22 protein-coding genes are annotated in these 23,178 nt (G+C 47.4%); 4 read left to right on the top strand and 18 right to left on the bottom strand.

Going from position 1 to position 23,178, the window contains the following annotated elements; genetic code table 11:
* Positions 1 to 6 precede the first annotated feature (6 nt).
* The 4 genes from BLA28_RS18760 to BLA28_RS18775 all read right to left on the bottom strand — a co-directional run bounded on the left by BLA28_RS18760 (position 7) and on the right by BLA28_RS18775 (position 4,150).
* Positions 7 to 1,578, bottom strand: coding sequence for a M23 family metallopeptidase (locus BLA28_RS18760; RefSeq protein ID WP_069151074.1), 1,572 nt, complete (start codon positions 1,576 to 1,578; stop codon positions 7 to 9).
* Positions 1,579 to 1,602: 24 nt separating this feature from the next.
* Positions 1,603 to 2,172 carry a flavin reductase family protein gene (locus tag BLA28_RS18765; protein WP_069151073.1) on the bottom strand — a complete coding sequence of 190 codons (570 nt, stop codon included), beginning with the start codon at positions 2,170 to 2,172 and terminating at the stop codon, positions 1,603 to 1,605.
* Positions 2,173 to 2,218: 46 nt separating this feature from the next.
* A complete protein-coding gene (locus BLA28_RS18770) occupies positions 2,219 to 3,052 on the bottom strand; it encodes a hypothetical protein (RefSeq protein WP_069151072.1) in 834 nt (277 codons plus the stop codon).
* A gap of 453 nt (positions 3,053 to 3,505) precedes the next feature.
* Positions 3,506 to 4,150, bottom strand: coding sequence for a GTP pyrophosphokinase (locus BLA28_RS18775; RefSeq protein ID WP_009256233.1), 645 nt, complete (start codon positions 4,148 to 4,150; stop codon positions 3,506 to 3,508).
* 297 nt (positions 4,151 to 4,447) lie between these two features.
* Between BLA28_RS18775 and BLA28_RS18780 the strand changes: the two genes are divergently transcribed.
* The 4 genes from BLA28_RS18780 (at position 4,448) to trhA (ending at position 7,627) form a co-directional block, all read left to right on the top strand.
* A complete protein-coding gene (locus BLA28_RS18780; protein ID WP_009256234.1) occupies positions 4,448 to 4,714 on the top strand; it encodes a hypothetical protein in 267 nt (88 codons plus the stop codon).
* Positions 4,715 to 4,810: 96 nt separating this feature from the next.
* Complete coding sequence (locus BLA28_RS18785; protein WP_069157583.1) at positions 4,811 to 5,395, top strand: TetR/AcrR family transcriptional regulator; 585 nt, start codon at positions 4,811 to 4,813, stop codon at positions 5,393 to 5,395.
* 95 nt (positions 5,396 to 5,490) lie between these two features.
* On the top strand, positions 5,491 to 6,837 hold the full coding sequence (locus tag BLA28_RS18790) for an MATE family efflux transporter (protein ID WP_069157584.1): 1,347 nt from the start codon (positions 5,491 to 5,493) through the stop codon (positions 6,835 to 6,837).
* A 139-nt stretch (positions 6,838 to 6,976) separates the two neighbouring features.
* Positions 6,977 to 7,627: a PAQR family membrane homeostasis protein TrhA gene (trhA, locus tag BLA28_RS18795; RefSeq protein ID WP_009256237.1), complete on the top strand. Its 651-nt coding sequence runs from the start codon at positions 6,977 to 6,979 to the stop codon at positions 7,625 to 7,627.
* Positions 7,628 to 7,702: 75 nt separating this feature from the next.
* On the opposite strand, the gene BLA28_RS18800 is transcribed toward trhA, so the two are convergent.
* The 14 genes from BLA28_RS18800 to BLA28_RS18865 all read right to left on the bottom strand — a co-directional run bounded on the left by BLA28_RS18800 (position 7,703) and on the right by BLA28_RS18865 (position 23,145).
* Positions 7,703 to 8,263, bottom strand: a complete 561-nt coding sequence (locus BLA28_RS18800) for a sugar O-acetyltransferase (protein ID WP_009256238.1) — start codon at positions 8,261 to 8,263, stop codon at positions 7,703 to 7,705.
* Between the two features lie 26 nt (positions 8,264 to 8,289).
* Entirely contained in the window at positions 8,290 to 10,827 is a 2,538-nt protein-coding gene (locus tag BLA28_RS18805; protein WP_069157585.1) for a sensor histidine kinase, read from the bottom strand.
* Positions 10,802 to 11,500, bottom strand: a complete 699-nt coding sequence (locus BLA28_RS18810; RefSeq protein WP_009256240.1) for a response regulator transcription factor — start codon at positions 11,498 to 11,500, stop codon at positions 10,802 to 10,804. The genes BLA28_RS18805 and BLA28_RS18810 overlap by 26 nt, the downstream gene beginning before the upstream one ends.
* Positions 11,501 to 11,762: 262 nt before the next feature.
* On the bottom strand, positions 11,763 to 12,779 hold the full coding sequence (galE, locus tag BLA28_RS18815) for a UDP-glucose 4-epimerase GalE (RefSeq protein ID WP_009256241.1): 1,017 nt from the start codon (positions 12,777 to 12,779) through the stop codon (positions 11,763 to 11,765).
* A 105-nt stretch (positions 12,780 to 12,884) separates the two neighbouring features.
* Positions 12,885 to 13,802, bottom strand: a complete 918-nt coding sequence (locus BLA28_RS18820) for a nucleotidyltransferase family protein (protein ID WP_009256242.1) — start codon at positions 13,800 to 13,802, stop codon at positions 12,885 to 12,887.
* A gap of 646 nt (positions 13,803 to 14,448) precedes the next feature.
* A complete protein-coding gene (locus BLA28_RS18825) occupies positions 14,449 to 15,522 on the bottom strand; it encodes an acyltransferase (protein WP_071699284.1) in 1,074 nt (357 codons plus the stop codon).
* A 177-nt stretch (positions 15,523 to 15,699) separates the two neighbouring features.
* On the bottom strand, positions 15,700 to 16,356 hold the full coding sequence (locus BLA28_RS18830; RefSeq protein ID WP_069151059.1) for a flavin reductase: 657 nt from the start codon (positions 16,354 to 16,356) through the stop codon (positions 15,700 to 15,702).
* Between the two features lie 48 nt (positions 16,357 to 16,404).
* Entirely contained in the window at positions 16,405 to 16,596 is a 192-nt protein-coding gene (locus BLA28_RS18835; protein ID WP_069157587.1) for an SDR family oxidoreductase, read from the bottom strand.
* A gap of 442 nt (positions 16,597 to 17,038) precedes the next feature.
* A complete protein-coding gene (locus tag BLA28_RS18840) occupies positions 17,039 to 17,812 on the bottom strand; it encodes an MBL fold metallo-hydrolase (protein WP_069157588.1) in 774 nt (257 codons plus the stop codon).
* A 182-nt stretch (positions 17,813 to 17,994) separates the two neighbouring features.
* Positions 17,995 to 18,627 carry an RpnC/YadD family protein gene (locus BLA28_RS18845; RefSeq protein WP_242880598.1) on the bottom strand — a complete coding sequence of 211 codons (633 nt, stop codon included), beginning with the start codon at positions 18,625 to 18,627 and terminating at the stop codon, positions 17,995 to 17,997.
* A gap of 308 nt (positions 18,628 to 18,935) precedes the next feature.
* Positions 18,936 to 20,063 (bottom strand): cellulase family glycosylhydrolase, encoded by a 1,128-nt coding sequence (locus BLA28_RS18850; RefSeq protein ID WP_069157589.1) that lies wholly within the window; start codon positions 20,061 to 20,063, stop codon positions 18,936 to 18,938.
* A gap of 30 nt (positions 20,064 to 20,093) precedes the next feature.
* Positions 20,094 to 21,245 carry a cellulase family glycosylhydrolase gene (locus tag BLA28_RS18855; protein WP_169897268.1) on the bottom strand — a complete coding sequence of 384 codons (1,152 nt, stop codon included), beginning with the start codon at positions 21,243 to 21,245 and terminating at the stop codon, positions 20,094 to 20,096.
* 70 nt (positions 21,246 to 21,315) lie between these two features.
* The gene (locus BLA28_RS18860) at positions 21,316 to 22,194 is read right to left on the bottom strand and encodes a carbohydrate ABC transporter permease (RefSeq protein WP_009251627.1); all 879 of its coding nucleotides are present in this window, start codon (positions 22,192 to 22,194) and stop codon (positions 21,316 to 21,318) included.
* A gap of 12 nt (positions 22,195 to 22,206) precedes the next feature.
* A complete protein-coding gene (locus BLA28_RS18865) occupies positions 22,207 to 23,145 on the bottom strand; it encodes an ABC transporter permease (protein WP_069157591.1) in 939 nt (312 codons plus the stop codon).
* Between the last annotated feature and the right edge of the window lie 33 nt (positions 23,146 to 23,178).

Genomic DNA, 23,178 nt, shown 5'->3' on the forward strand with positions numbered 1-23,178 from the left:
TAATTATTAGTTGAGATATTTAAGCGGGTTGACCGCCTGTCCGTTTATACGTATTTCAAAATGCACATGAGGTCCCGTGCTGCGGCCGGTATTGCCGCTGAGAGCAATTTTCTGGCCCTGGCTGACCTGCTGTCCTACCGAAACCAGCACCTTGCTCAAATGTCCATAGCGGGTTTCCCGTCCGTCGGCATGCTGGATATAAACCACATACCCATAACCGCTGCCCCAGCCTGCCCTTGTAACCGTTCCGCCGGAAGATGCCATAACCGCCGTTCCCACCGGCGTCGCCCAGTCGATTCCCTGGTGATAGGTGGACGCGCCCTTGGTAGGAGCGCTTCTGCCCCCGAAATTGGATGAAAGGCGTCCGCCGGAAATCGGCTTGATATAGGTGGGAGGCACCTTGGTTCCTCTTTTTACAATCTTGGGAACCGCCTCATAATCCACTTCCTCCAGGATGATCTCCTCTCCCAATTCCTCTGCATTCTTGTAAGTAATGACACTGGCCACCCTGCGGTGTCCTGCAGAAGGCTCCTGCACCACCTCCTGTTTGGTCGTATACCAGTCATCCACATCCACATACTGAACCGGCGCGTCATAGCTCTCCTCCGCATAAACCAGCTCTTCATGAATAACGGAAAGCTCCGGCTCCGGCACAGTTATAATCAGCTCATCGCCCACACGTATGGTGGATTCCGCACTTTCCAGGGAGGGATTGATAGCAACCAGTCCATCCACGGTGAGGCCGTTGTCCAATGCGATCTGGGAAAGAGTGTTTCCGGGCTGCACCTCATAGATCTGTTCCTTTTCCTGTTCCTTCGTCACCTGATCAATGGCATCGTTCAGGCTGGTAATTTCATCCTCCATGAGATAGGCTTCCACAACCTCTACCGTATCCGCATAAGACAGCTTTTTCAGCCCATAGTCCAGAGTATCAAAATCACCCACAATCCCGGGTGCGGCAGCCTCGCATATCTCGTCCATGAACAGGGCGATACCCGCGGCCGTATCCACCTCATCCGGATCCTTAAGCTCTTCCTTCCTGCAGATGGAAGTGGTAAGCACATTCAGCTCCCGCATCGGATCCACCACAAGCTCCACTGCATATTCGCCTGTGGGATCGTATTTTTCCAGACAGGCATGAAGGAGTGCCAAAACCTCTTGGCTTGTCTTCAGATTTACCGTATATTCGTTAATCTTTACCGTGTATGCGTGCTGAAGTATTTTGCAGGTGCTGCTGCTTAATACCTCTTCCATATTCTTACGGATGGCATCCTCGCTGTCCACCCTGCCGACAACCATACGCCTGCCCTGAAGTTCCATGTCCGCCGTCATAAAAACCAGCTCCCCGCTGTCTCTCACAAGCTCTTCCCTTGCACTCTGAAGAAGCTCCTCCGCTTTTTCCGGCTCATCCGTGCATCCCACCAGCGTCCCGTTCAGCAGAATATCCGCCACATTATTTTCCCCGCGGACATATCTGCCGAAGGAGGGCACAAAAAGGACAGCGGCTGCTATAATGCAGAACGCCGTCAAAAGAAAGGTAGCTCTTAATCTTTTATAATATTTTGTAATACTTTCCATGAATCCCGCTTTTCTTCCCGCAAACTATTTTTTCTTCTTCGCAACACTGTATCCAAACTTACCTATTGCCTTGCCCAGGGCAAAATACATACCGTGGGAATAGCATATAGGATCGGCTTTCTCCAGATGGAACCGGTTATTCTTGTCCAGATACGCCTCATCCACGCTGACGGATACCACCTCCGCCACAAACATGGTATGGCTTCCCAGAGCCATAGCCTGCCTGACCCTGCATTCCAGACTAACCGGGCTTTCCTTTATAAGAGGCGCCTTCACTGCCTTCCCCGGAACCGGGGTCAGGTGTGCCTCCTTCCATTTATCCGTATCCCTGCCGCTCTTCACGCCGCACAGATCCGTGGCAAAAGCCAGCTTCTGCGTGGTCAGGTTAATGACAAATTCCCCTGTTTCCTGCAGCATGGCATAAGAATATCTTTCCGGCCGGACCGAAATCGAAACCATGGGAGGATTGCTGCATACGGTTCCCGCCCACGCTACGGTAAGAATATTGCTGTTCCCGGCCTTATCGGCACAGCTTACCATAACCGCCGGAAGCGGGTACAGCATATTGCCGGGCTTCCACTCTTGCTTTCCCATTGAATCCGCCTTGCTCCTTCCTGTCTATGTTCATGCAGAAACTTTCCTACACACCAAGTATTCCCAGAATTTGTAAAATAAACAGGGCCGCATTTGCCAGGGTGACAGCCAGCGTTATGATCAGCATGGGCTTCAGCCCCCGGTTGGCTTCCTTCAGCTCCTCCGTCTGTTTTTTTACTTCTTCCACCACAACGGCCTGTACATTACGGTAAACCTTTACATTTTCCCTGTGGGTGAACTCGTCCGTTTCCTTCTGCATTTCCCGCAGGCTTTCCGTCTGTCCTGCCACAAGCTCACGGATTTCATCCACTCTTTCCGCAGTTTCCACATTCCGGTTATTCACCTCCAGAATCCGGGAAACACTCTCCTCTGCAAGCGCTTTGATCTGGGTAAGGCTTTCTTCGGTCACACCTTCCAGCTGCTGCAGGCTTATCTCAGCCAGATGGGAAAGCTTCTGGAGCCCATCCTCTGCCAGACGGTTCAGCCCTTCTTCCCCGCTCCTGGCCACACCGGCAATCCCGGCACTCCCATTCTCCGCCATCTCCTGCAGGCTGCTGCTTCCGTCCGCAGAATATCTGCGCAGTCCTGAAGCGCATTCCTCCGCCAGCTTCTGTACTCCGTGAAGGCTTTCCTCCGCCAGCTTCTGCATTCCCGCCGCACTTTCTTCCGTCAGCTTCTGAATGCCTGCCGCGCTTTTATCCGTATAACGCTGGATCACATCCAGCGTTTCCACATTTTTCATGTTGGATTTTCTCATTTCCTGAAGGTATCCGTCATATTCCACCAACTGGTTCCTGAGACGCTTTGCTTCCTGGGCATCCGGTGTCAAGGCGCCCGCAGATCCTCCCCGGTAAGCCTGGTCTTCATTGTAATTATCCATCTGACATTTCCTCCTGCGTAAACCTAAAACCTGTTTGACAAAACAGATACACTCCCACTATTTTCCCCATTTTAGCATCATTCCCTGCTTTTTACAACCGGTTATTACTGTCTCTTTCTCATGTGGATACGGGTTTTTTGTATATTATGCACTATTTTTCATTAATGTCATTTTATTTTTTATTATAATTAACTATACATTTACAACTTGTTCATAGTTTATTCATAAATCATTGTTATACTATGTTCATAAGTTCAAAAGAAACAAACGCAACAATCCATTAGCAAACATAGATAAATTTTTTCATAATAGCCCCGGTGCTTATAGCATCGGGGCACTCCTCATTTTTGGGGACTCTTTTTCTTTCTCTACAAAAAAAGCCGCATAAGACTGAATTTTCCAGTCCTACACAGCTTCCTATATCTATTTATCTATTGCAACAGTCTTACGCCATCAATCTTCCGTTTCCCCACTCAGGCTGAGGATTTCCTCGTTAAGCGACAGCATCCTCGCGTCCAGATCCGACACCATCCTGGCACACTCCACCAGCTCTGTTTTGATATGCTGAGGGGCATTTCCTTCAAACTTGTAATTAATCTTATGCTCCAGGCTTGCCCAGAAATCCATGGCGACCGTCCGTATCTGGATTTCCACCTTGACCTCTACAATACGGTCAGATAAAAAAACAGGAACGGTAACCAGCATATGATAGCTTTTATAGCCGCTGGCCTTGGGGTGCTTCATATAATCCTTCACGGAAATCACTTTGATATCATTCTGGTTTCTTATCATATCCGCAATCCGATAAATATCTGATGTAAAAGAACAGATGACACGGATTCCCGCAATGTCATTGATATATTTCACCATATTCTCAATGGTGGATTCATAGCCGTATCTCTTCAGCTTCTTTACAATGCTTTCCGAAGTTTTCATGCGGGACTTTATATGCTCGATAGGGTTATAACGATGCACATGCTGGAATTCATCATTCAGGATTTCCAGTTTTGTATTAATCTGCTTCAATGCCGCATTATAGACCAGGGTGACCTCCTGCCAGCTGTCAACCTGGTTATCATTATCTACCACATATTCCATTTTCTTCATCCTCGATTTAACTTTTATACGGGTTTATTATACCATAGATTTACCGTAAACATGGATAGTTTACAAAAAATTAATAATAAGCAATCGGATTTTGTAAAAAAAGCCGGTTTCCCTGGTAAAATACCTGTAAAACAATATTTATGCATCCTCTGTTATAATTATACCCTGTTTTGCCGCCGCTATTGCGTTTTTATCTATTTTCAGCTACACTATGCTTACTCGGATGAAGCAGTGCAGTCTCAGGCTTTAAGCAAAGCATCCGGAATCTAAAGACAAGAGGTGTTACCTATGTTCCGTTTATGGGCAAAAATCTTTAAAGATAATCGCATGCTGAAAGATACCGTCATCTGTGATGATTCTGATGATACCAGAACCCATAAGGTTTTCCATGCCCTGGATGAAATCTGTTACCAGTTTGATTTGGGAAAGCCTATATGGCTGGATGTGACCGTCCTGGATTTTAAGAAGCACAGCAAGGCCCGGTTTACCCCGGATAATTTTGTAGAGCAGATTGATTTTGATTTTCTTGAAATACAGGTGATTGAAGAAGATTAGTTGTTGCGGTTATTATGAATGAATATTATTCATTGACTTATTTTGTTTTGTATGCTATTCTCTGTCTGAGCGCAGAAAAAGGGAGGCGTATTTTATATGCAGCGGATCACGAAGGCGCCTGAAGTACGCAGGCAGGAAATTCTGGATACTGCCATCAGGCTTTTTTATGAAAATGGATATGAGAAAACATCCATCACAGACATAGCCAATACCATGCATGTGGCACAGGGTCTGTGTTACCGGTATTTTCCGTCCAAGGAAGCGTTGTTTGACGCCGCTGTCGATCAATATGCGGAGCTGCTGGCCGGCCGGTATGCTGCCGTTCTGAAACGCACCGATCTCACGCTGGAACAGATAATTCTCCAAATGCCCGGCTTCATGGAGGTGGAAACAGACGATACTTTTTCCTATAAGCTGTGTCACGGCTCCGACAGCATGAAAACTCATTACCAGCTTTCCATATGTATCTGCCGCAAGCTTCTGCCTTTTGTTACGGACCTGCTTCTTCGTGCAAAAGAAAAGGGGGAAATTCATCTGAACGATCCGGAAACGGCGGCATCCTTCTGTCTTTACGGACAGCTGGGGATCCTTCTTCAGACCGATCTCCCGGGAGAAGAACGGATAAGCCGCATAAGGGCTTTCCTTCTGGAATTTCTGCAACTTGAACATAAAAAGAGATAAATCTCTGTTAACCGCCCTGCCTTATCGGCAGGGATTATCTTTACCGTTTAAATGAATAATATTCATTCATTACTCTCAAAGAAAGGACAATAATTATGGAAACTACACTTGATTTTGTAAACGGGAATACCAGACGCTGCCTGTTCTCCATGGCGCTTCCCCTGATCGCCGCCATGTTCCTGAACATGGCCTATAACCTGGTTGACAGTCTGTGGATCGGCAATCTTCTGGGAGAAACGGCTTATGCCGCCCTGACGAACTCCACTCCGATCATCCTCATTCTCAGCGCCATAGCCATGGGGGCATCCAACGGCATTTCCATTCTTCTTTCCCAGGCGGTTGGAGCAAAAGATACGGAAAAAACGGAAAGCCTCATAGCCACTTCCCTGTGCATCGCCCTGCTTTTTTCGGCGGGCATCACGGTTCTGCTGGAACTGCTGTTAAAACCTCTGTTGATTTTTCTGCAAACTCCGGAGGAAACCTTTTCCATGGCCTATTCTTATCTGGCTGTCTATGTACTGGGCTATATAACGGTATTTCTGTATTGTTATTTCACGGCAGTTCTCCGCAGCTTCGGGAATTCCATTTTTCAAATGCTCGCCATGCTTCTGTGCACGCTGCTGAACACGGTTCTGGATCCTCTGTTTATCCGCCGGTTCGGTTTTCAGGGCGCGGCGGCGGCCACTCTTCTGTCACAGACGCTGTGTCTTGTATGTATGCTGGCTTATTTATGGAAGAAAAAGCTGTTTTCCTTCCATATACACCTCTTTGATCCGGCATTTATCAGGCAGTTTCTGGCGAAGGGCATTCCTTCTGCCTTTCAGCAGAGTATTCCGGCCATCAGCACCAGCTTTCTCACCTCTCTTATCAGTACCTATGGCATCACCGCACTGGCGGCATACGGGATTACCGGAAAGCTGGAAACCATACTTTTTTATCCAGCAATGGCCCTGAATATGGTCCTTACAGCCATCACAGGACAATGTGTGGGTGCCAAACGCTGTGACCGGGCAAAAGATTATATCAAAGCCTCTCTTTTGTATGGCTGCGGCCTTCTCCTCTTCCTTTCTCTCTTTGTTGTGCTGTTCTCAGGGCAGCTCTCCGGCCTCTTTGTGCCGGGCAGTGCGGCATCCGGAATCGTAAAGCAGTATTTCCTTATTGTAGGGGCCGGCTATGTTCTTAACACCGTGACCAACTGTTTCCTGGGAGCGCTCAATGGGATGGGAATGCCGTTTAAAAGCATGCTCTGTATGGTTCTTTATTATTTGATCATCCGAATGCCCCTGGCATGGCTGCTGTCCGCCGCGGGGCAGGGGCTGACCGGTATCTGGGCGGCGGTTCTAATCAGCCACTGTATTGCCGCAGCTGCAGCCGCCGTTGTGGGGATTCTGCAGCTTCGTTCTCTGGAAGCCCTGCCTTGTCCTCCTGTTTATATTGAATAAAAATCTTAAAAACAAATTGTATATTTTTATTGACACTCGAAATAATATGCTGTAGTATCATAATATATATGACGTAGTTATCATAACTACATGATACATTTTATATTATCTTTCAGCTAGTGTAAGGAGGCATTTTATTATGAGTGTAACAATAAGAGAACCCGGGAGTGCAATAACCCATTTAATCGGTATGATGATGGCTATCATCGCATCCACTCCCTTACTGATAAAAGCTGTATTATCCGGTCAGCCGGAGGTTTTCGCAGCCATGATTATATTTATCGCAAGCATGGTGCTTTTGTACGGAGCCAGCGCAACCTATCATTCCATCAACGCAGGAGGGCGTATCCTGAGAGTCTTCCGCAAAATTGACCATATGATGATTTTCGTCCTGATAGCGGGTTCCTATACGCCTATCTGCCTGGTGGTGCTGGGCGGAAAGCTGGGTTACACTCTGCTGGCTGTTGTATGGGGCGTGGCTATTCTGGGTATGACCATAAAAGCTGTGTGGATCACCTGTCCCAAATGGTTTTCCTCCGTCATCTATATTGCGATGGGCTGGATTTGCCTGGCTGTTTTCGGACAGCTGTGGAATACGCTTCCCAGAGCCGCATTTATCTGGCTGCTGGCGGGCGGGCTGATTTATACAATAGGAGGTATCATCTATGCGTTAAAGCTTCCTATCTTTAATTCCAAACACAAATACTTCGGTTCCCATGAAATTTTCCATCTTTTCGTTATGGGAGGAAGCATCTGTCATTTCATATTCATGTTTAAATATGTGGCATAAAAAATTATGATTCTTCCAGACAAAGAACGGGAACACAACGGCCAAACCGTTATGTTCCCGTTCTTATGTCAGCTGTCAGTCATTATTTATTCTGCGGATTACCTTACAGGGATTTCCCACTGCCAGGCAGTTCGGGGGGATATCCTTTGACACGACGCTGCCCGCGCCGATTACACTGTTATCGCCAATGGTTACTCCCGGCAGGACAATGACGCCTGTACAAATCCAGACATTGTCTCCAATGGTAACCGGATGGGTATATTCCAGTCCTTCGATCCGCTGTTTTACGTCCATGGCATGTTCTTCGGTTATGATACTGACGCCCGGCGCAATAAAAACATTGTTTCCGATGGTGATTTTTCCGCTGTCCATGAGCCTGCCATTGACATTCAGGAAAAAATTATCTCCTACTGATGTATTATATCCGTATGTGCAGAAAAGGGGCTGCTCCACGACGCAGTTTTCTCCCACATGGCCCAGCAGTTCCCGGATGGCGGCCTGCCGTGCTTCACGGTCAAGGGGATGTATATTATTATAGTCATGCAGCTTTTTTACAGTCACATCACGGTCTGCCGCCAGTTCAGGATCTCCCGGCTGGTAAAGCATTTCCGCATGTGATTTTTCTTTTTCTGTCATAGATTTACTCCTTCCGGTTTTCAGATTTATAGTATTTCCTTTTCCTCTTCGTCCGTTTCCTTAAATTCCACACAGGCAGTGAATAAATCTGCCTTTATTTCAATATAAAAGTTTCCCTGGCAGGCCTCGGTAAAGCTTCTCGCTATAGACAGCCCCAGGCCGCTGCCGCCGTCGGTACGGCTGCTGTCCCCCCTGGTAAACCGGGCCGTATAGTCGATTGTCTCGGAAAGCTCTTCGGCAGAGGTATTCGTCACACTGGCAGTCAGAAGGCCGTTTTTTTCTTCCAGGGAAACATAGACTCTGGAGCCTTCCAGCGAATACTGCAGGGCATTCTGGATCAGATTCTGGAAAACACGGTACATCCTCTGTCCGTCCGCACGGATAAAATGCTCTCCTTCGGGAATACGGGTTCTTACGATCACATTGGAATTTTTAATATCTTCTTCCATATCCGCCAGAGTCTGCCGCAGCAGCTTGGCAAAATCAATTGTTTCCGGGTTGACAGGGAGTTCGCCGGACGCGGCTTTGCTCACTTCAAACACATCCTGTACCATGGTTTTCAGCCTCTGGGATTTGCTTTCCAATATGGAAATATAGTCCTTTACATGATCCGGCAGCTCTTCCTCTTCTTTCAGCAGTTCCACATAGCTGATAATGGACGTAAGAGGCGTCTTGATGTCATGGGAAACATTGGCAATCAGCTCCACCTTCATACGTTCGCTGCGGACCTGTTCATCAATCGCTTCCTTCATTCCCTCCCGTACTTCGTTCATGCAGGTTACCGCATCATGAAGATCGGAATCTGCCGGTAAATTCAGGGGAGCCTCCATATCCCCTTCCCTGACGGCATAGATCTGGTCTACCAAATCACCCATATCCCTGGCATCCCGCCGAAGAGAACGAATATAAACGGTCTGCGCCGCCGCTGCGGCCAATATTGCCAAGACTGCCGCCGACCACAGGATGACGCCGTTAAAGGCGCCAAAAGATACCCCTTTCCCCCATAAAAACATAACTGTAAGGAGAAGCGCTGTCATAATAACGGATATGACAGGCAGTTTGCGGAATCTTCTTACCAGCCGCTTCTGGAACGGATATTCCATTTCTTTACTGGAAAGATTGCGGCGGATTTTCACGAACAGGCTGTTTTTCCATACCTTACTGTTCAGGCGGGCATCGTTAACCACAAGCCAGATAAGCCAGAATACACAGAGGATCAGCGGGCGTAATTCCATCAGTGATAACTGATAATAAATATCATGAAACAGGTTTCCATAATTAAGATTTTGGGCTTCAGATGCCGCCATATCATAAGTCACAATTAAGGTTGTATCTAAAATCCCGGATACTTTGGAATTAACTATAGGCACCAAATAATAAACCAGAACCCCAGCAGGAACAAGCACAGCCAAAATCTTGACTTCATACCATAACCTGCCTGTAAAACGAGCCAGTCCGTTCCTTACATCCCTGATATCCTTACGGAAAATGAAAGCGATACTCAAAAACAGAACCGCAGCGATAAAACTCCGCAAAATCCAAGTGAGTGAATTTCTGGTATCCTGCATGGTTTTTACTATTTGGTATAACCTGTTTCCACCGGTATAATAGGTATACCCCTGCCCGTATACAGCAACGGTATACTGTTTGGGATCCTCTGCAGCGGCAATGGTAATCCTGGCATCCTTATATTTATCGTCCACGGCGAAATTTTCATAACCGGGCACGAACCAGCTTCCATTATCCGTATAGATACCATTCCCGTAAATATCCAGTTCTCTGCCGTCCTTTTGAATATACACCTTACTGCCGTCAAAATAAAGAAGGAAATTATATCCTTCAGGAAGAAGATGTTCTTCCCCGTTCAGCTGCAGATTTCCTGTATTACTGTACAGTTCTTTATCATCATAGGTAATTGTATACAAAAGATTTTTACAGTCTTTCAGCATCTCATGGGCTTCATCGGCCGCTCTTCTGTTTTCTTCCTTCTGATCCTGGGATGATGTTTCGGCAACTGCTGCATTTGAACTCTCCGCTTCTGCAGAATCGGTCGATTCGGAACCTTCCGAATTCTGTACAGACCAGTCGGAGGTATTTTCCGCAACGACATCGTTCCCGGCTGATTGTTCGTCAGACGCCTCTGCCGCCACACTGTCGGAAGCTCCTTCCGAAGATGTTACCGTCACATAGGAAGCCGACGTCTTACCCAGATCTCCCTGGATTCCGACCACCGCTATATTACCGTCCCCTCCGTATCCAAAGGATTCCACCCCATAATAACTGCTGTAGGAAATCCCCCTTGTACGGCTGTCGTTATTCCAGGAAAAATCCACTTTCCCTCCTGAAGCCATGGAAAGGAAATCCTCCAGATAACCTTCCATATAGAACTGGAAGGCGGAGGTATTCTGATAATCCGGCTGAAATGCATCCTTCATATCCTCTGTTGTTATACCTCCTGCAATCATGGCAATAATGTGCAGAAGATTTTCCAGAAAAAGGGTGAGCCCCAGAAAAAAGGCTGTAAAGCCTATCCATCTTTTACTTTTTTTCCATTTTGTATCCAATTCCCCATACCACCTTTAAATATTCTGGCTCTTTCGGATTCAACTCGATTTTTTCACGGATTCTCCGGATATGTACCATAACTGTATTTTCCGGGGCATAAGCCTCTTCATCCCATACACGCCGGTATATTTCCTCAGCAGGAAACACTCTTCCCAGGTTACGCATGAAAAGCTCCATAATTTTCGTCTCGGTTGCCGTTAGTTTTACCGCTTCCCCGTCCGCATACAGAATTCTTTCATCGGTACGGAATGTAAGCCGGCCGTTTGTCAGTTCTTCCGTCTGTTCCGAGGCATGGATGTCTCCCAGCCTGGTATACCTGCGAAGCTGGCTTTTCACCCGGGCCGCCAGCTCCTGGGGATTATAAGGCTTTGTCACATAGTCATCCGCCCCCATGGACAAACCCAGTATTTTGTCCGAGTCTTCACTCTTGGCGCTTAACACGATAATGGGCAGATTTCTTTTTTCACGTATCCGCATTACTGCCGACAAGCCATCCAGGCGGGGCATCATCACATCTATGATGAGCAGCTGTACCTGGTTTCCCGCCAGGATATCCAGCGCTTCCATTCCATCATAGGCCCGCAAAACCCTGTAGTCTTCTTTTTCCAACAGAATGGCAATGGCCTTCACAATCTCTCTGTCATCATCCACTACCAATATACATTCATTCATATCCGGCCAGTTCCTCCTTTGAGCTTGTATTCAGTGTAATTCAGATGTCTTACGAACTTACGGCGGGAATTCTTACAAATATCTTACATTCCGGGATTATCCGCAGCCATTTTGTATCAAAATACCGTCTGTTTTCAGTTTACTACAGAACACCTCGCGGCTCAATCAAAAAAGACAGGGTATTCTGGTAATTCAAACCAGGATACCCTGTCACTATGAAACATATCAATAAAAAGCCCTGTTTTACGATAGAAACGGACGCTTAATCCTCGTAGCCGTTAGGATTCTGTGACTGCCATTTCCAGGAATCGGCACACATTTCCTTAATACCGTATTCTGCCTTCCAGCCGAGTTCCGCCTCCGCTTTGCCCGCGTCAGAATAGCAGGTTGCGATATCACCGGGGCGGCGGTCTCTGATTACATAAGGAATCTTAACGCCGGTAGCTTCCTCAAAATTCTTTACGATGTCCAGAACGCTGTAACCCTTTCCGGTTCCCAGATTGTAAATATTCAGGCCGGAATTGTCTTCGATTTTCTTTAGCGCCTTCACATGGCCTTTTGCCAGATCCACCACATGGATATAATCCCTGACACCGGTTCCGTCAGGCGTATCATAATCATTTCCGAATACATTCAGCTCTTTCAGCTTTCCAACCGCAACCTGAGTAATATAAGGCATCAGGTTATTAGGGATACCATTGGGATTTTCTCCTATCGTTCCGCTCTTATGGGCACCGATAGGGTTGAAATAACGAAGCAGTACCACATTCCATTCCGGATCCGCTTTCTGGATATCGGAAAGAATCTGCTCCAGCATGGATTTTGTCCAGCCATAAGGGTTCGTGCACTGCCCCTTCGGACATTCCTCAGTGATGGGAATAAAGGCCGGATCCCCGTAAACAGTGGCGGAGGATGAGAATATTATATTCTTTACACCGGCTTTACGCATTACATCCACCAAAGTCAGGGTTCCCGCTATATTATTTTCATAGTACTCCCACGGTTTGGCAACTGATTCGCCTACTGCCTTCAGTCCTGCAAAATGAATACAGGAATCAATTTTTTCTTTCTTAAATACTTCATTCAGGGCATCTCTGTCCAGAATATCCGCCTTATAAAAAGGTACGTGCTTTCCTGTAATCGCTTCTACACGCTGTAAAGATTTTTCGCTGGAGTTACTGAGGTTGTCTAAAACAACTACCTCATACCCTGCATTCTGCAGTTCCACTACCGTATGGCTGCCGATATAACCGGCACCGCCTGTTACTAAAATTGCCATGGCTGCTCCTATCTGCGACTAAAATCGCTGTTATCAGGAAGGGGAAAAAGTTCCTTCACCCTTTCCGCCTGTCCGCCGTAAACACGGCATCTAATCATTCTAAAATTACCATAAAACCTCAGGATAAACACCATCTGCTTTCAGCTTTGCAATGGATTCCATAACAAAGGGCTTATCCTCTTTATAAGTTACTCCGAACCATTTGTCCTTGGAAGAAAGAACCTCAACAGTGGCTTTGCCCTGCTGCAAAAGCTTATCTACTTCAATGGGAAGGAAACACTCCGACTTCATGGGATTCTTCGGCACTTCGTTCGCAAAGAAGTTATTGACTGCACTCTCCAGTTCATCCAGGATGCTTGCGGAAAAGCCCCACATATTCATGGAAACAGGAGTGTCCAGCGGAAGGGGAACCCAGGTGGCTCCGTCGTCTTCCGTATAAGCAGCGCCGTCTGCCGTTTTTACGATCTTGGTACGTTCGGCAATCGTCTTCAGGAATCCGTTTTCATCAGTCACACAGCAGCCTCTGGCTACGGAACCATTGTCTGTAAGGGTGTTTCCCAGTTCATAGCCTACCATTGCGTAACGGTATTTTTCGTCGTCCTGATGCGTGGTAAGAAAATCGTATAATGTCTGGAAAGCGCTTCTTCCGTAATAATCGTCTGCATTAATCACTGCAAAAGGTCCGTTCACTACACCCTTGCAGCAGAGAATCGCATGTGCTGTTCCCCAGGGCTTCACTCTGCCGTCCGGAATGCTGAAGCCTTCCGGAACCTTGGTAAGCTCCTGGAATACATATTCCACTTCGATATGCTTGCTGACTCTGTCGCCTACGCATTCCCGGAAATCCTTTTCATTTTCTTTCTTGATAATGAAAACGACCTTCTTAAATCCTGCCCTGACAGCATCAAACATGGAGAAATCAATAATTTTATGTCCCTGTTCGTCCACAGGGTCAATCTGTTTCAATCCGCCGTAACGGCTTCCCATTCCTGCTGCCAGAATTACCAATACCGGTTTGTCCATATCCTGCTCTCCTTCTGCGTGCTTTAACACGCGGCAAAAGGCAGTGAAGCTTGCGTCCATCCTGTGAAGTTGTTGGATCATTTTGTAAAGTCTGCAGGCCTGCTTCACTTTACCCTTTCATTTTATCCGGGAACCAGTACATTCCGCAACTCTTATTTGTTAGGAAGAGCTGTCAAAATGTTAACTCGGTTTCCCTTGTTTTTATTATCCTGCCGGCCTGCCGTAAACGCATTCTGGGATTGCAGCGATTGGGGGCCGGCGCTATGAGTTATTATATCATAAGCACAAAAGGGAATCAAATTCCCAAAAATGGCTTTTTTTGTCACGTTTAATTCGTGAGACTTACATTGCCGTCAGCCTTGTGTCCCTGCGGCTCTTGGCCCGCCCTGTTATGTGCCGTCGCAGGCTGCCGCACTGCAAGGTTCCTGGGCGGGCACGCTCTCGCTCGGATAACTACGCAGCGGTACTAAGGTTGCAAAGAACGCAACCTAAGGACCGGCGTATTTATACGGCCCTTACAGGAATCCTTGCAGTGCGGCAGCCTGCGACGGCACATAACAGGACGGGCCAAGAGCCGCAGGGACACAAGGCTGACGGCAATGCAAGTCCGGAAAGTTATGAGATAAATAATTAAATAATTAATTAATCAGCCGGTGACCATATGGAGGAGGATGGGGATTTTTTCGAGGAGGAGGGTGAGGAGGAGGGCTGGTATGATCAGGAGCAGGGTTTTGAGGAGGTTGGTCCAGATGGAGAAGGTGGGGAAAAGGAGGGCCAGGCGGGGGACCAGCATCCAGCCGAAGATCCAGTGGAGATAGTAGATTCCAAGGGTTCTTTTGGCAACGGCGGTAATTGCTTTTTGGGGGATGGGGCGGGGGATGGTGAGGTCTTTGCAGATTAGGAAAATGCCTGCTGCGAGGAATACAACCGGGAGGTGGCGGTAGCCTTGTACGAGGAGGATTCCGTCCCAGGCGGGGTTCTGGCTGGTATAGGTCTTTACGGCCCACATTCCGGAGAGGCCAAGCAGGGATGACAGGAGGCCGAGGAGGCGCTGTCTGGTGAGGCTGCCGCAAAAGGTCGGGGCTGTGTGAAGCCAGGCTCCGAACAGGAAAAAGCCGAGCATGTTGGCGTAGGTGCCGAATGGATTGAGTATTTCCAATCCTTCCAGGGAATATACGCCAAGCAGGCCATGGGCGCAGAGGGCATCGAGCAGCATCTGCAGTCCGGTGAGGCCGTTGGTCATCAGAATGCCGTAGGCGGCGAAAAACAGAATGATTTTTCTTCCATGGGTGTGATCATAGGCGATTCGGAACAGGGGAAATAGTATGTATACGGCTAAAAGTGCTTCGATGAACCACAGGTGTCCTGTTCCTATGCCTTCCAGGCTGCCGAAGGCGAACAGGTACAGGAGGATCTGGTTTTTACCGAAATCAGCCACTGGTACCCGGCACAGGGCGCCTATGGAAAAGAGGTAAATCAGTTTCCAGAGTACGAGCACTATGTAGATAAGAAGGGTTTTGCGGATGTGTTTTGACAGGTTCAGGGGCCTGGTAAAAAGCAGGGCTCCGTTTACCATGAAAAACATGGGGACTCCTGACCAGCAGGCTACCATAAAAATGTTGGCCGGTATGGTTTCCGCAAGCAGGACAAAGTGGCAGAAAACTACCAGAAAAATTGAAATCACTTTGATTATGTCCAGATACTGGATTCTCTTTTGCATCCTTTTTCTCCTGTTTCTTTCATTGTTCAGTCCTTAATATGATGACCGGAATGTTGAAGGCGGATCCGGTTCAAAAAAATAAGGATAGTATCCGGTACGTCCTGTCCGGATACTATCCTTAGAATATGTGATTCGCTTTATGATGTCAACCTTATACCCGATTTTAAAGCCCGGAGGTTATTCCACTTTTTTGAATTTATCCGCTCCCTGGCCACAGACAGGGCATTTGAAATCTGCGGGGAGTTCATCGCCTTCGTATACGTAACCGCATACCTGGCAGACCCATTTTCCGGTCTTCTTCTCTTCTGTTGAAGGGGTGTCTTTTCCGTCCACCTCCGGGAGATAGGTAGGTGCATTTTTAGGCGCTTTGCCTCTTACTACTTTGTGGTAATAAGCATAGGTCATGGCATTGTCTGACTTGCCATAGCTTTCGGCTTCAATGACCTCTCCAAGGAAAACAGTGTGTGTCTGGGTTTCCATGGTATCAATCACGCGGCAGACTACATAGCCGCAGGAATCTTTTATTACCGGCAGTCCTGCCGCCATTTCCATATCCACATCTTTGAATTTGTCCACTTCCCTGCTGCTCTGGAATCCAAAGGTTCCGATCAGGGAAGGATCCGAATTCTCTGATAAAATGGAGAATGCAAATTTACCGGTTTTGGCAATGCATGAATTGGTGTAGTTGTCATGGTTCACGCTTACCGCAATGGTAGCCGGATCCGATGTGATCTGCATAATGCTGTTGGTGATGCATCCCACAGGGCGGTCTCCGTCCAATGAGGTGGTTACATAAACGCCATAGGACATATCTCTGAAAATCATTGTATTCATTCTTAAACTCCTCCGTTTTTATATATACTGATTTATTTTGCTGCCGGATCAGGTCATGGCAGCGCCGTCTGCGGAAAGCACAGCCCCTGTGATGTAAGACGGCATATTGCTGGACAAAAACAGGAAGGCACTGGAGATTTTTTCCGGCTGCCCCATTCTTCCCAGCGGGATTGCATTAATAATCGGTTCCATCATTTCCCTGATACCCCCTGTTACAACCGCTGTCTTTCCTTCTAGCATCCTTACAGCCCTCCTTTATGTTGGTTTATGTTAAATAATAGTAATCATTACTAATTTCATAGTATCATAAACAGATTATTTGTCAAGGGAAATACCCTTTATTTTACAAATTTTACATTTCTCAGCATATTGATAAAAATCCTGAAAAAACGAAACATCAGAACTATTATACGATACTGCTTCATCAAAATAAAAACTGTCTGATAAAAGCTTTCCCCTACTATAAGGAAGCATACCGGAATATGGCATTTTCTCTTTTTTCTTATGAACTTTTTCTGCCTTTTAGAATGCCGAATTCCTTTTTTGGTATTGCTTCCAGGCAGTTAAAATATACTTTGATTCAGAAATAACACAGCTTAGAGAATAATTTGGCTTCCTGAAAATCCTTCTGTGTACAGAATTTTCAGGAAGCCATCAGCGCCCTAGTATATTTATTGGAAATCTATACTGCCACAGGTTTGCCCGCCCTGGGCTTTACCACCTTGATTTCCGGATGCTTCAGGGCAATAGCCCGCTTAAAGGGTCTGGTGTCCACGTCTTCCGATACCGGCGGGAAGGCATCGTCAAAGTGATCCAACAGGATACGGCGGGGCTTCAGTTCATCCACAATCTTCATTGCAGCTTCCGCCATATTCTCCCTTCCCTGAAAAGGCAGTATGAGGAGATCCACATCCGTCGGATATATCGTATTCTTATCCAGGGCCATGCTGCCCAGCAAAAGAATCCTTTTTCCTTCCGCATCAATCTGATAGACAACCGTTTCTCCCTTTTCAGGAAATTTGGGATGTGCCCAGGCTAAAAACAGGGTATTCCTGAAATAGCGGAACAGCCGGGGATTAATCAGCTTCCGCAGCACCATCCGGGCAGTAAACCTTGTATGCTGTCCTTTCAGCATGGTAATCTTCATATTTCCAATGTGCCAGCTGCAGCCTGGCTCCGCCTGCACAAGAGAACCGGTCTCTTCCACCCAGCCTTCCAGAGTATCCATAACCGCTTTTGTTCCATATACGGTAATATCCTGCTCCGCCAAAAGATCCGGCAGGAAAAAAAGATGATCCACGTGACCATGAGTAATACAGATATCCGTATCTGCGGGGAAATCTTCAAGAGAATTGGGGTTGCTCCCTCCCGCCAGCTGTACGAAGGGATCAAACAGCAGCTTTTCTCCTTCCGATTCCAGTAAAATAGAGGCCGTTCCAAACCAGGTAATCTTCATCTTCCGTTCTCCTTTTTATGCCCATAAGAAGCTGCCGGCAGAACTGCCTTTCCGTTCACTTCAGGGTCAAACTGTGTATAATTAAGGGCATCGACAATATTTTTTGTCGGCACCCTTATTTTTTTATAAAAATGTTACAGTTCAGCCTGCCATGCCATTCAATAGAGCGGGATTCCCGGCACTCAGGTGTTTTCTGACAGGCCTGCCTGCTCCATGAATTCCCCGACTGTTTTGGCTTTGACCGCTTCTGAAAACCATTTTTTCAGAAGCGAAAGATCGGATTCTGAAAGAATTCTCTCCCGCAGACTGTCCGGTATTTCACCCAGATTCTCAAGCAGCTCTATCACAAACTCCGCTTTTCCTTCTGCTTTCCCGGTTTCTCTGCCTACACTGAATTCATCGGCACGGATTTTTTTCATTTCTTCCTCTTCATTGTATTCAAATATCGACATCGCTATAACCTCCGCTCTCTGCGCGGACAAAAAATCCGCCAGTATGTCATTTCGGATACATTCCGTCACCGCATGCTCTACTGCTTCCCCTATATCCATCTGTTCCGCATATTTTCGGATACATTCCACAAACATACAGTATTCCCTGAGCGTTCTGCATTTCTCCATCAGCTCCCGGTTATTTCCGGGATTGATGTTCAGCATCGTCACCGTCACTTCCAGTTCGGGGGAGGACACCTTCTTTTCAAACGCATCGGACAGTCTTAACACCCTTCTTTCCGGCTGTTCCTGCGTCCCATTATAGAATACCACGAAGCGGAGAACCGGTATCTGCACCAGCTTACTGGAATAGATTAAGGGCATAATCACCTTCCGTTCAGCAGCTCCTGCTTGTTTAAAATGGATTGTAAGCATAGAGTTTCTGAATAGAATAGAGAAAATAGATGGCGTATAAGCCCGGATTCATAGAAAATTATGCTTGTATTTACTTTAGCATGTTATTACCCATACTGCAACAACAAATCTACATTTTAATATCTTCTGAAAGGCAAAAAAAGTACTTCATCAAAGCAAGACCGCCGCATGCCATTGTTCCGGTCACTGCGGCGGTTTATCGAATTTCCTGTTAATGGCAATGATTCCTGTTTTTCCTGCCTAATCTGTTCTTTTTCTCAACTCCGCTTCATTCTGCCAATGTTTTCGGGCAGTGTTTTATCCCTGTTGCATTCGCGGATAACCTCTATTTCTTCTCTGTCATAAGGTCTGAAATCCTCATGGAAAATATCATGCATCCAAAGGAAGGTGTCGATATCCGGCAGATTTTTGATAAATTCCCACACATAATTAAACTGGCTCTTTCCATTGACAAAGCCGAAGAAATAGCTTCCCACTCCTTCTTTTTTCCACATGGGCAGATGGGTCTGTATCAGGCTGCGGAAGGGGCGGTGCAGCCATTCCGTATTGATCAGCGGACGGTTGAACCGGCGCAGGAACTCAACGTATTGTCTGGAATGGGTATAATCACCATAGTAATGGAAGGTGATAATATCCGAAAGCGCTATGGAATGTTCTTCTATTTCCGCATAAATTCCGGGCTTTTTCAGCCAGCCGTAGGGATTGTCGGCACCGGCTCCCCATACGTCCGCTGTCAGGGGCTGCATCACATCCTCCTCACGCAGCCAGGTAAATACGGCCTCCATCATGGGCAGGGATCGGGACAGCCTGCCGGAATTGCCGGCTTCATTCCATACATTCCACATCAGAATCCGTGGATCCTGTCCGTACCGCGAAGCCAGTTCTTTTATATATTCCTCAATTACAGGCCGGTTTTCGGGATCGTCGGTGATGCTGTAGCCTATGCTTTCCCCGGACTGTGTGCTGTCGTCAAAGGGTGTCACGGGGCTTCCCCCGAAATAGCCGGGAACCGGTTCCGGCTGCGGCCCCAGGCGCGGTGCCCTGTACTTTTCCCGGGGCACACAGCAGTCACCGAAAAGCACGGGCATCAACGTAATATCATATTCCCACAGCAGTTCCAGGAATTCATCCATGTGGATGAAAAAAGCTTCCTTTTCCTGCCTGTATACCTCAAAAGGCAGAACCATGCGGATACTGTTAAAGCCAAGCTCCGCTGCCAGCGCAATTTCCCTTGCGGCGTCCCGGAAGGCTTCTTTATGGCCGTATTCCTGGAACAGCCAGAGGCTCCCGGTCATGGAACCGCTGGGGATAAAATTAAACCCGGAAATCCATGGACGGGCAGTATACCACGCCCATGCTTCTTCCTCCGTCCATCTTCTCTTCATTCGCAGCCCCTCCTTTCTTCTCTCCTCATGTCACAAAAGCTGGCACTTTTCCTGCAGCAGAAGAGCGAGTTCATAAGCCAGCTTCCTGGCTTCCCTCTCATCCCCTGCTTTTCGGATACGGGCTATGCGTGCCGTAGGCGGATCATACATAGGAACCAGTTCGCAGGCTTCCAGCAGGTTGGCGCAGAATTCTGCAGCCTCCAGTACCTCATCAAGGGATTTCCTTCCCGCCCGGAAAACCTTTGTTTTTTCCGACAAAGCTTCCTGTACCATGGCCACGCCGCGCTGTGCATATCCTTCCTTATTCGCATTGGGAAATACCATTCCCTCATCCCTTTTTCTGCGAAAGCCCAGGACGGCCGCAGGAATGGAAGGGTCCCGGACCGTTCCGTCGGGATAAAAAATTCCATGTACATCCGACCAGTAACCAGTAATCATCAGTTCAAACAAATACCAGCCGGTATGATGCTCCCGGCAGATGTCCAGGGCCAGATCATAAGGATTGGCACGGCAGAGACAGCACAGTTCACTGTTGAGAAAGGGTTTCCCTGTTCTTACAGACAGTTCTTCGGCAGCCAGGTAGCTTTCTTCGATTTGCCTGCGCACAGGAAGATAATCATGAAAGCTGAAAACATCCACCTCACCGATCGTATCTTCCACGTCGCTCATATAGGTATGGCCGATGGTAACCGCATTCACATTATCCAGCCTTCTGACCTTATCGCAGCTTCGGCGCAGGAATTCATTTACCTTTTCCCAGCGGGCTTTCCGTTCCTCTCCTTCCGCTTCCAAAATATAGTCGTTGCAGGAGGGTTCATTCATTACATCCCACATGATCAGCCCCGGCTCTCCCCTCAGAGCCTGAACCACGTCTTTCACATATCTGTCTGCATATTCCTCATATCCCTGTTCCAAATCTCCCGGATCCAACCCATTTCCATTGAAGAGAATAGGCATGGTACTGATGCCGGCTTCCCATGCCGTTTCCACAAAGGTACAAAGCTTTTTTAAAAAGTCCCCGGGAGCTTTCCTGTATTCCCGTTCCGACAGCCAGATTCTGGCGCTGTTAAGCCGCAGGCTCCCCGCATATCCCAGTTCCCTCTTCAGCTGTTCCTCCAGAACCCGGTATCCTCCTGAATAGCAAAAACCTCTGATATCACTGTAATCTTCCAACGGTTTCATCTGATTCCCCCTTTTCTTTCCCATATGCCTTTTTGTGAAATGGCAGCAATCTCATTCTTTCCCTTTCATATTACCCTTTTACGCTTCCCATTACCAACCCCTTTGTAAAATATTTCTGCATAAACGGATAGATGCAAAGCATGGGCAGCGCCGCTATAAAAAGCTGGGCCGCCTGATAAGTATCCGTCCCGATGGAGGCCATTTTCATCTGCTCCTCCGCGGACAGGCTTTCCATATCCACATTCAGCACCGTAGCCTGGAGATAACTCATCAATGGATATTGGGACGGCGTCTTCATATAAATAATGCCGTTAAACCATTCATTCCACTGGGCCAGGCTGCAGTAAACAGCTATGGTAGCCAGCGCCGGTGTCGCGAGCGGAAGGAAAATCCTGACAAGGATAGTCCACTGCCCTGCGCCGTCCAGCAGGGCGGCCTCCTCCAGTTCCTCCGGAAGCCCGCGGAAAAAATTCAGCAGCAGCATGACATAAAATACCGTAACCGCCGACGGCAGAATCAGCGCCCACAGGCTTCCGATAAGCCCAAGCCTGCTGATTATCATATAGGTGGGAATCAACCCGCCGTTTATCAGCATGGGGATAAAAAAGTACCAGGCAAAAATACTTCGTCCATAAAACTTCCCGGGACTTTTGGACAGCGGATAAGCCGAAAGGACAGTTAAACAAAGCGTCAGTACAAGTGAGAGCGCCGTCCGCGTGATGGAAATCCCCATGGATTTCCAGAAGGCCTTATAGCTGAGCAGATATTCATAGGTAGCCGTGGTGAATTTTTTCGGCCAGAAGGTCACATTCCCTGCCACTACCTGGGCATTATCGCTTAAGGATACCGCCAGCATGTAAATCATGGGCGCCAGGCAGAACAGGGCCACTGCTGTCAGAAAGATGCTGTTGATTATATTAAATATTTTTTCTCCCTTTGAAATAGGCATGGCTGTTCCTCCTTAGAAAATCCGGTAACCTGCAAATTTATAAGCGCTGTAATAAGAGGTTCCCACAAGCAGCATGGATACCATGGATTTAAAAATGCCTATCGCCGTCGACAGTGAGTAATTGGCATTGACCAGACCTATCCGGTATACCAGAGTGTCAAGCACATCACCGGTCTTATAGACCGTAGGGCTGTACAGATTGAAAATCTGGTCAAAGTTGGCATTCATCACCGAACCTATATTTAAAAGCAGCATCAGCATGATGATAGGCAGCATTCCGGGAAGCGTAATGTGGATGATCTGCTGAAGCCGGTTGGCTCCGTCCATCACCGCCGATTCATAGAGGCTGGGATCGATGGACGTTATGGCAGCCAGGTAAACAATTGTGTTAAAGCCGAACTCCTTCCAGATATCCGTCACAATCATGGTTCCCTGGAAAAAACGGTTATCCCCCAGAAAGAAAGCCGACTGGCCGCCAAAGGCCATAATAAGCTTGTTGACAATGCCTGTGGATGGGGAAAGAATATCAATCAATACCCCGGAAAGTATAATCCATGACAGAAAATGCGGCAGATATACAATCGTCTGCACGGTTCTTTTCAGCCTTGAATTTCTTATTTCATTTATCAGTATGGAAAAAAGAATGGCAATGAGGATTCCCAAAGCCAGCTTTCCCAGGGAAATCATCAGTGTATTACGCAGCGCCCTGATAAAATCCGGATATTTTGAAATATATTGAAACCAGTAAAGTCCCACCCATTTCTGATCTCCGAACAGTCCTTTGGCCGGTATGAATTTCTGAAAAGCAATCTTCCAGCCATAGAGGGGCAGATAGTTAAAAATAAAGAGCAGTACCATGCCGGGCAGCAGCATCAGATAATAGGGCATGCTCTGTTTCAGACGCTGCGCAGGCCGGCGTTTCGTAATTATAATGTTCTTTTGTTCCTTCATGCTTTGCCTCCTTGGAATGCGTTGCCTGCGTAC

This window comes from Eisenbergiella tayi, from assembly GCF_001881565.1.
Lineage (GTDB): Bacteria > Bacillota > Clostridia > Lachnospirales > Lachnospiraceae > Eisenbergiella > Eisenbergiella tayi.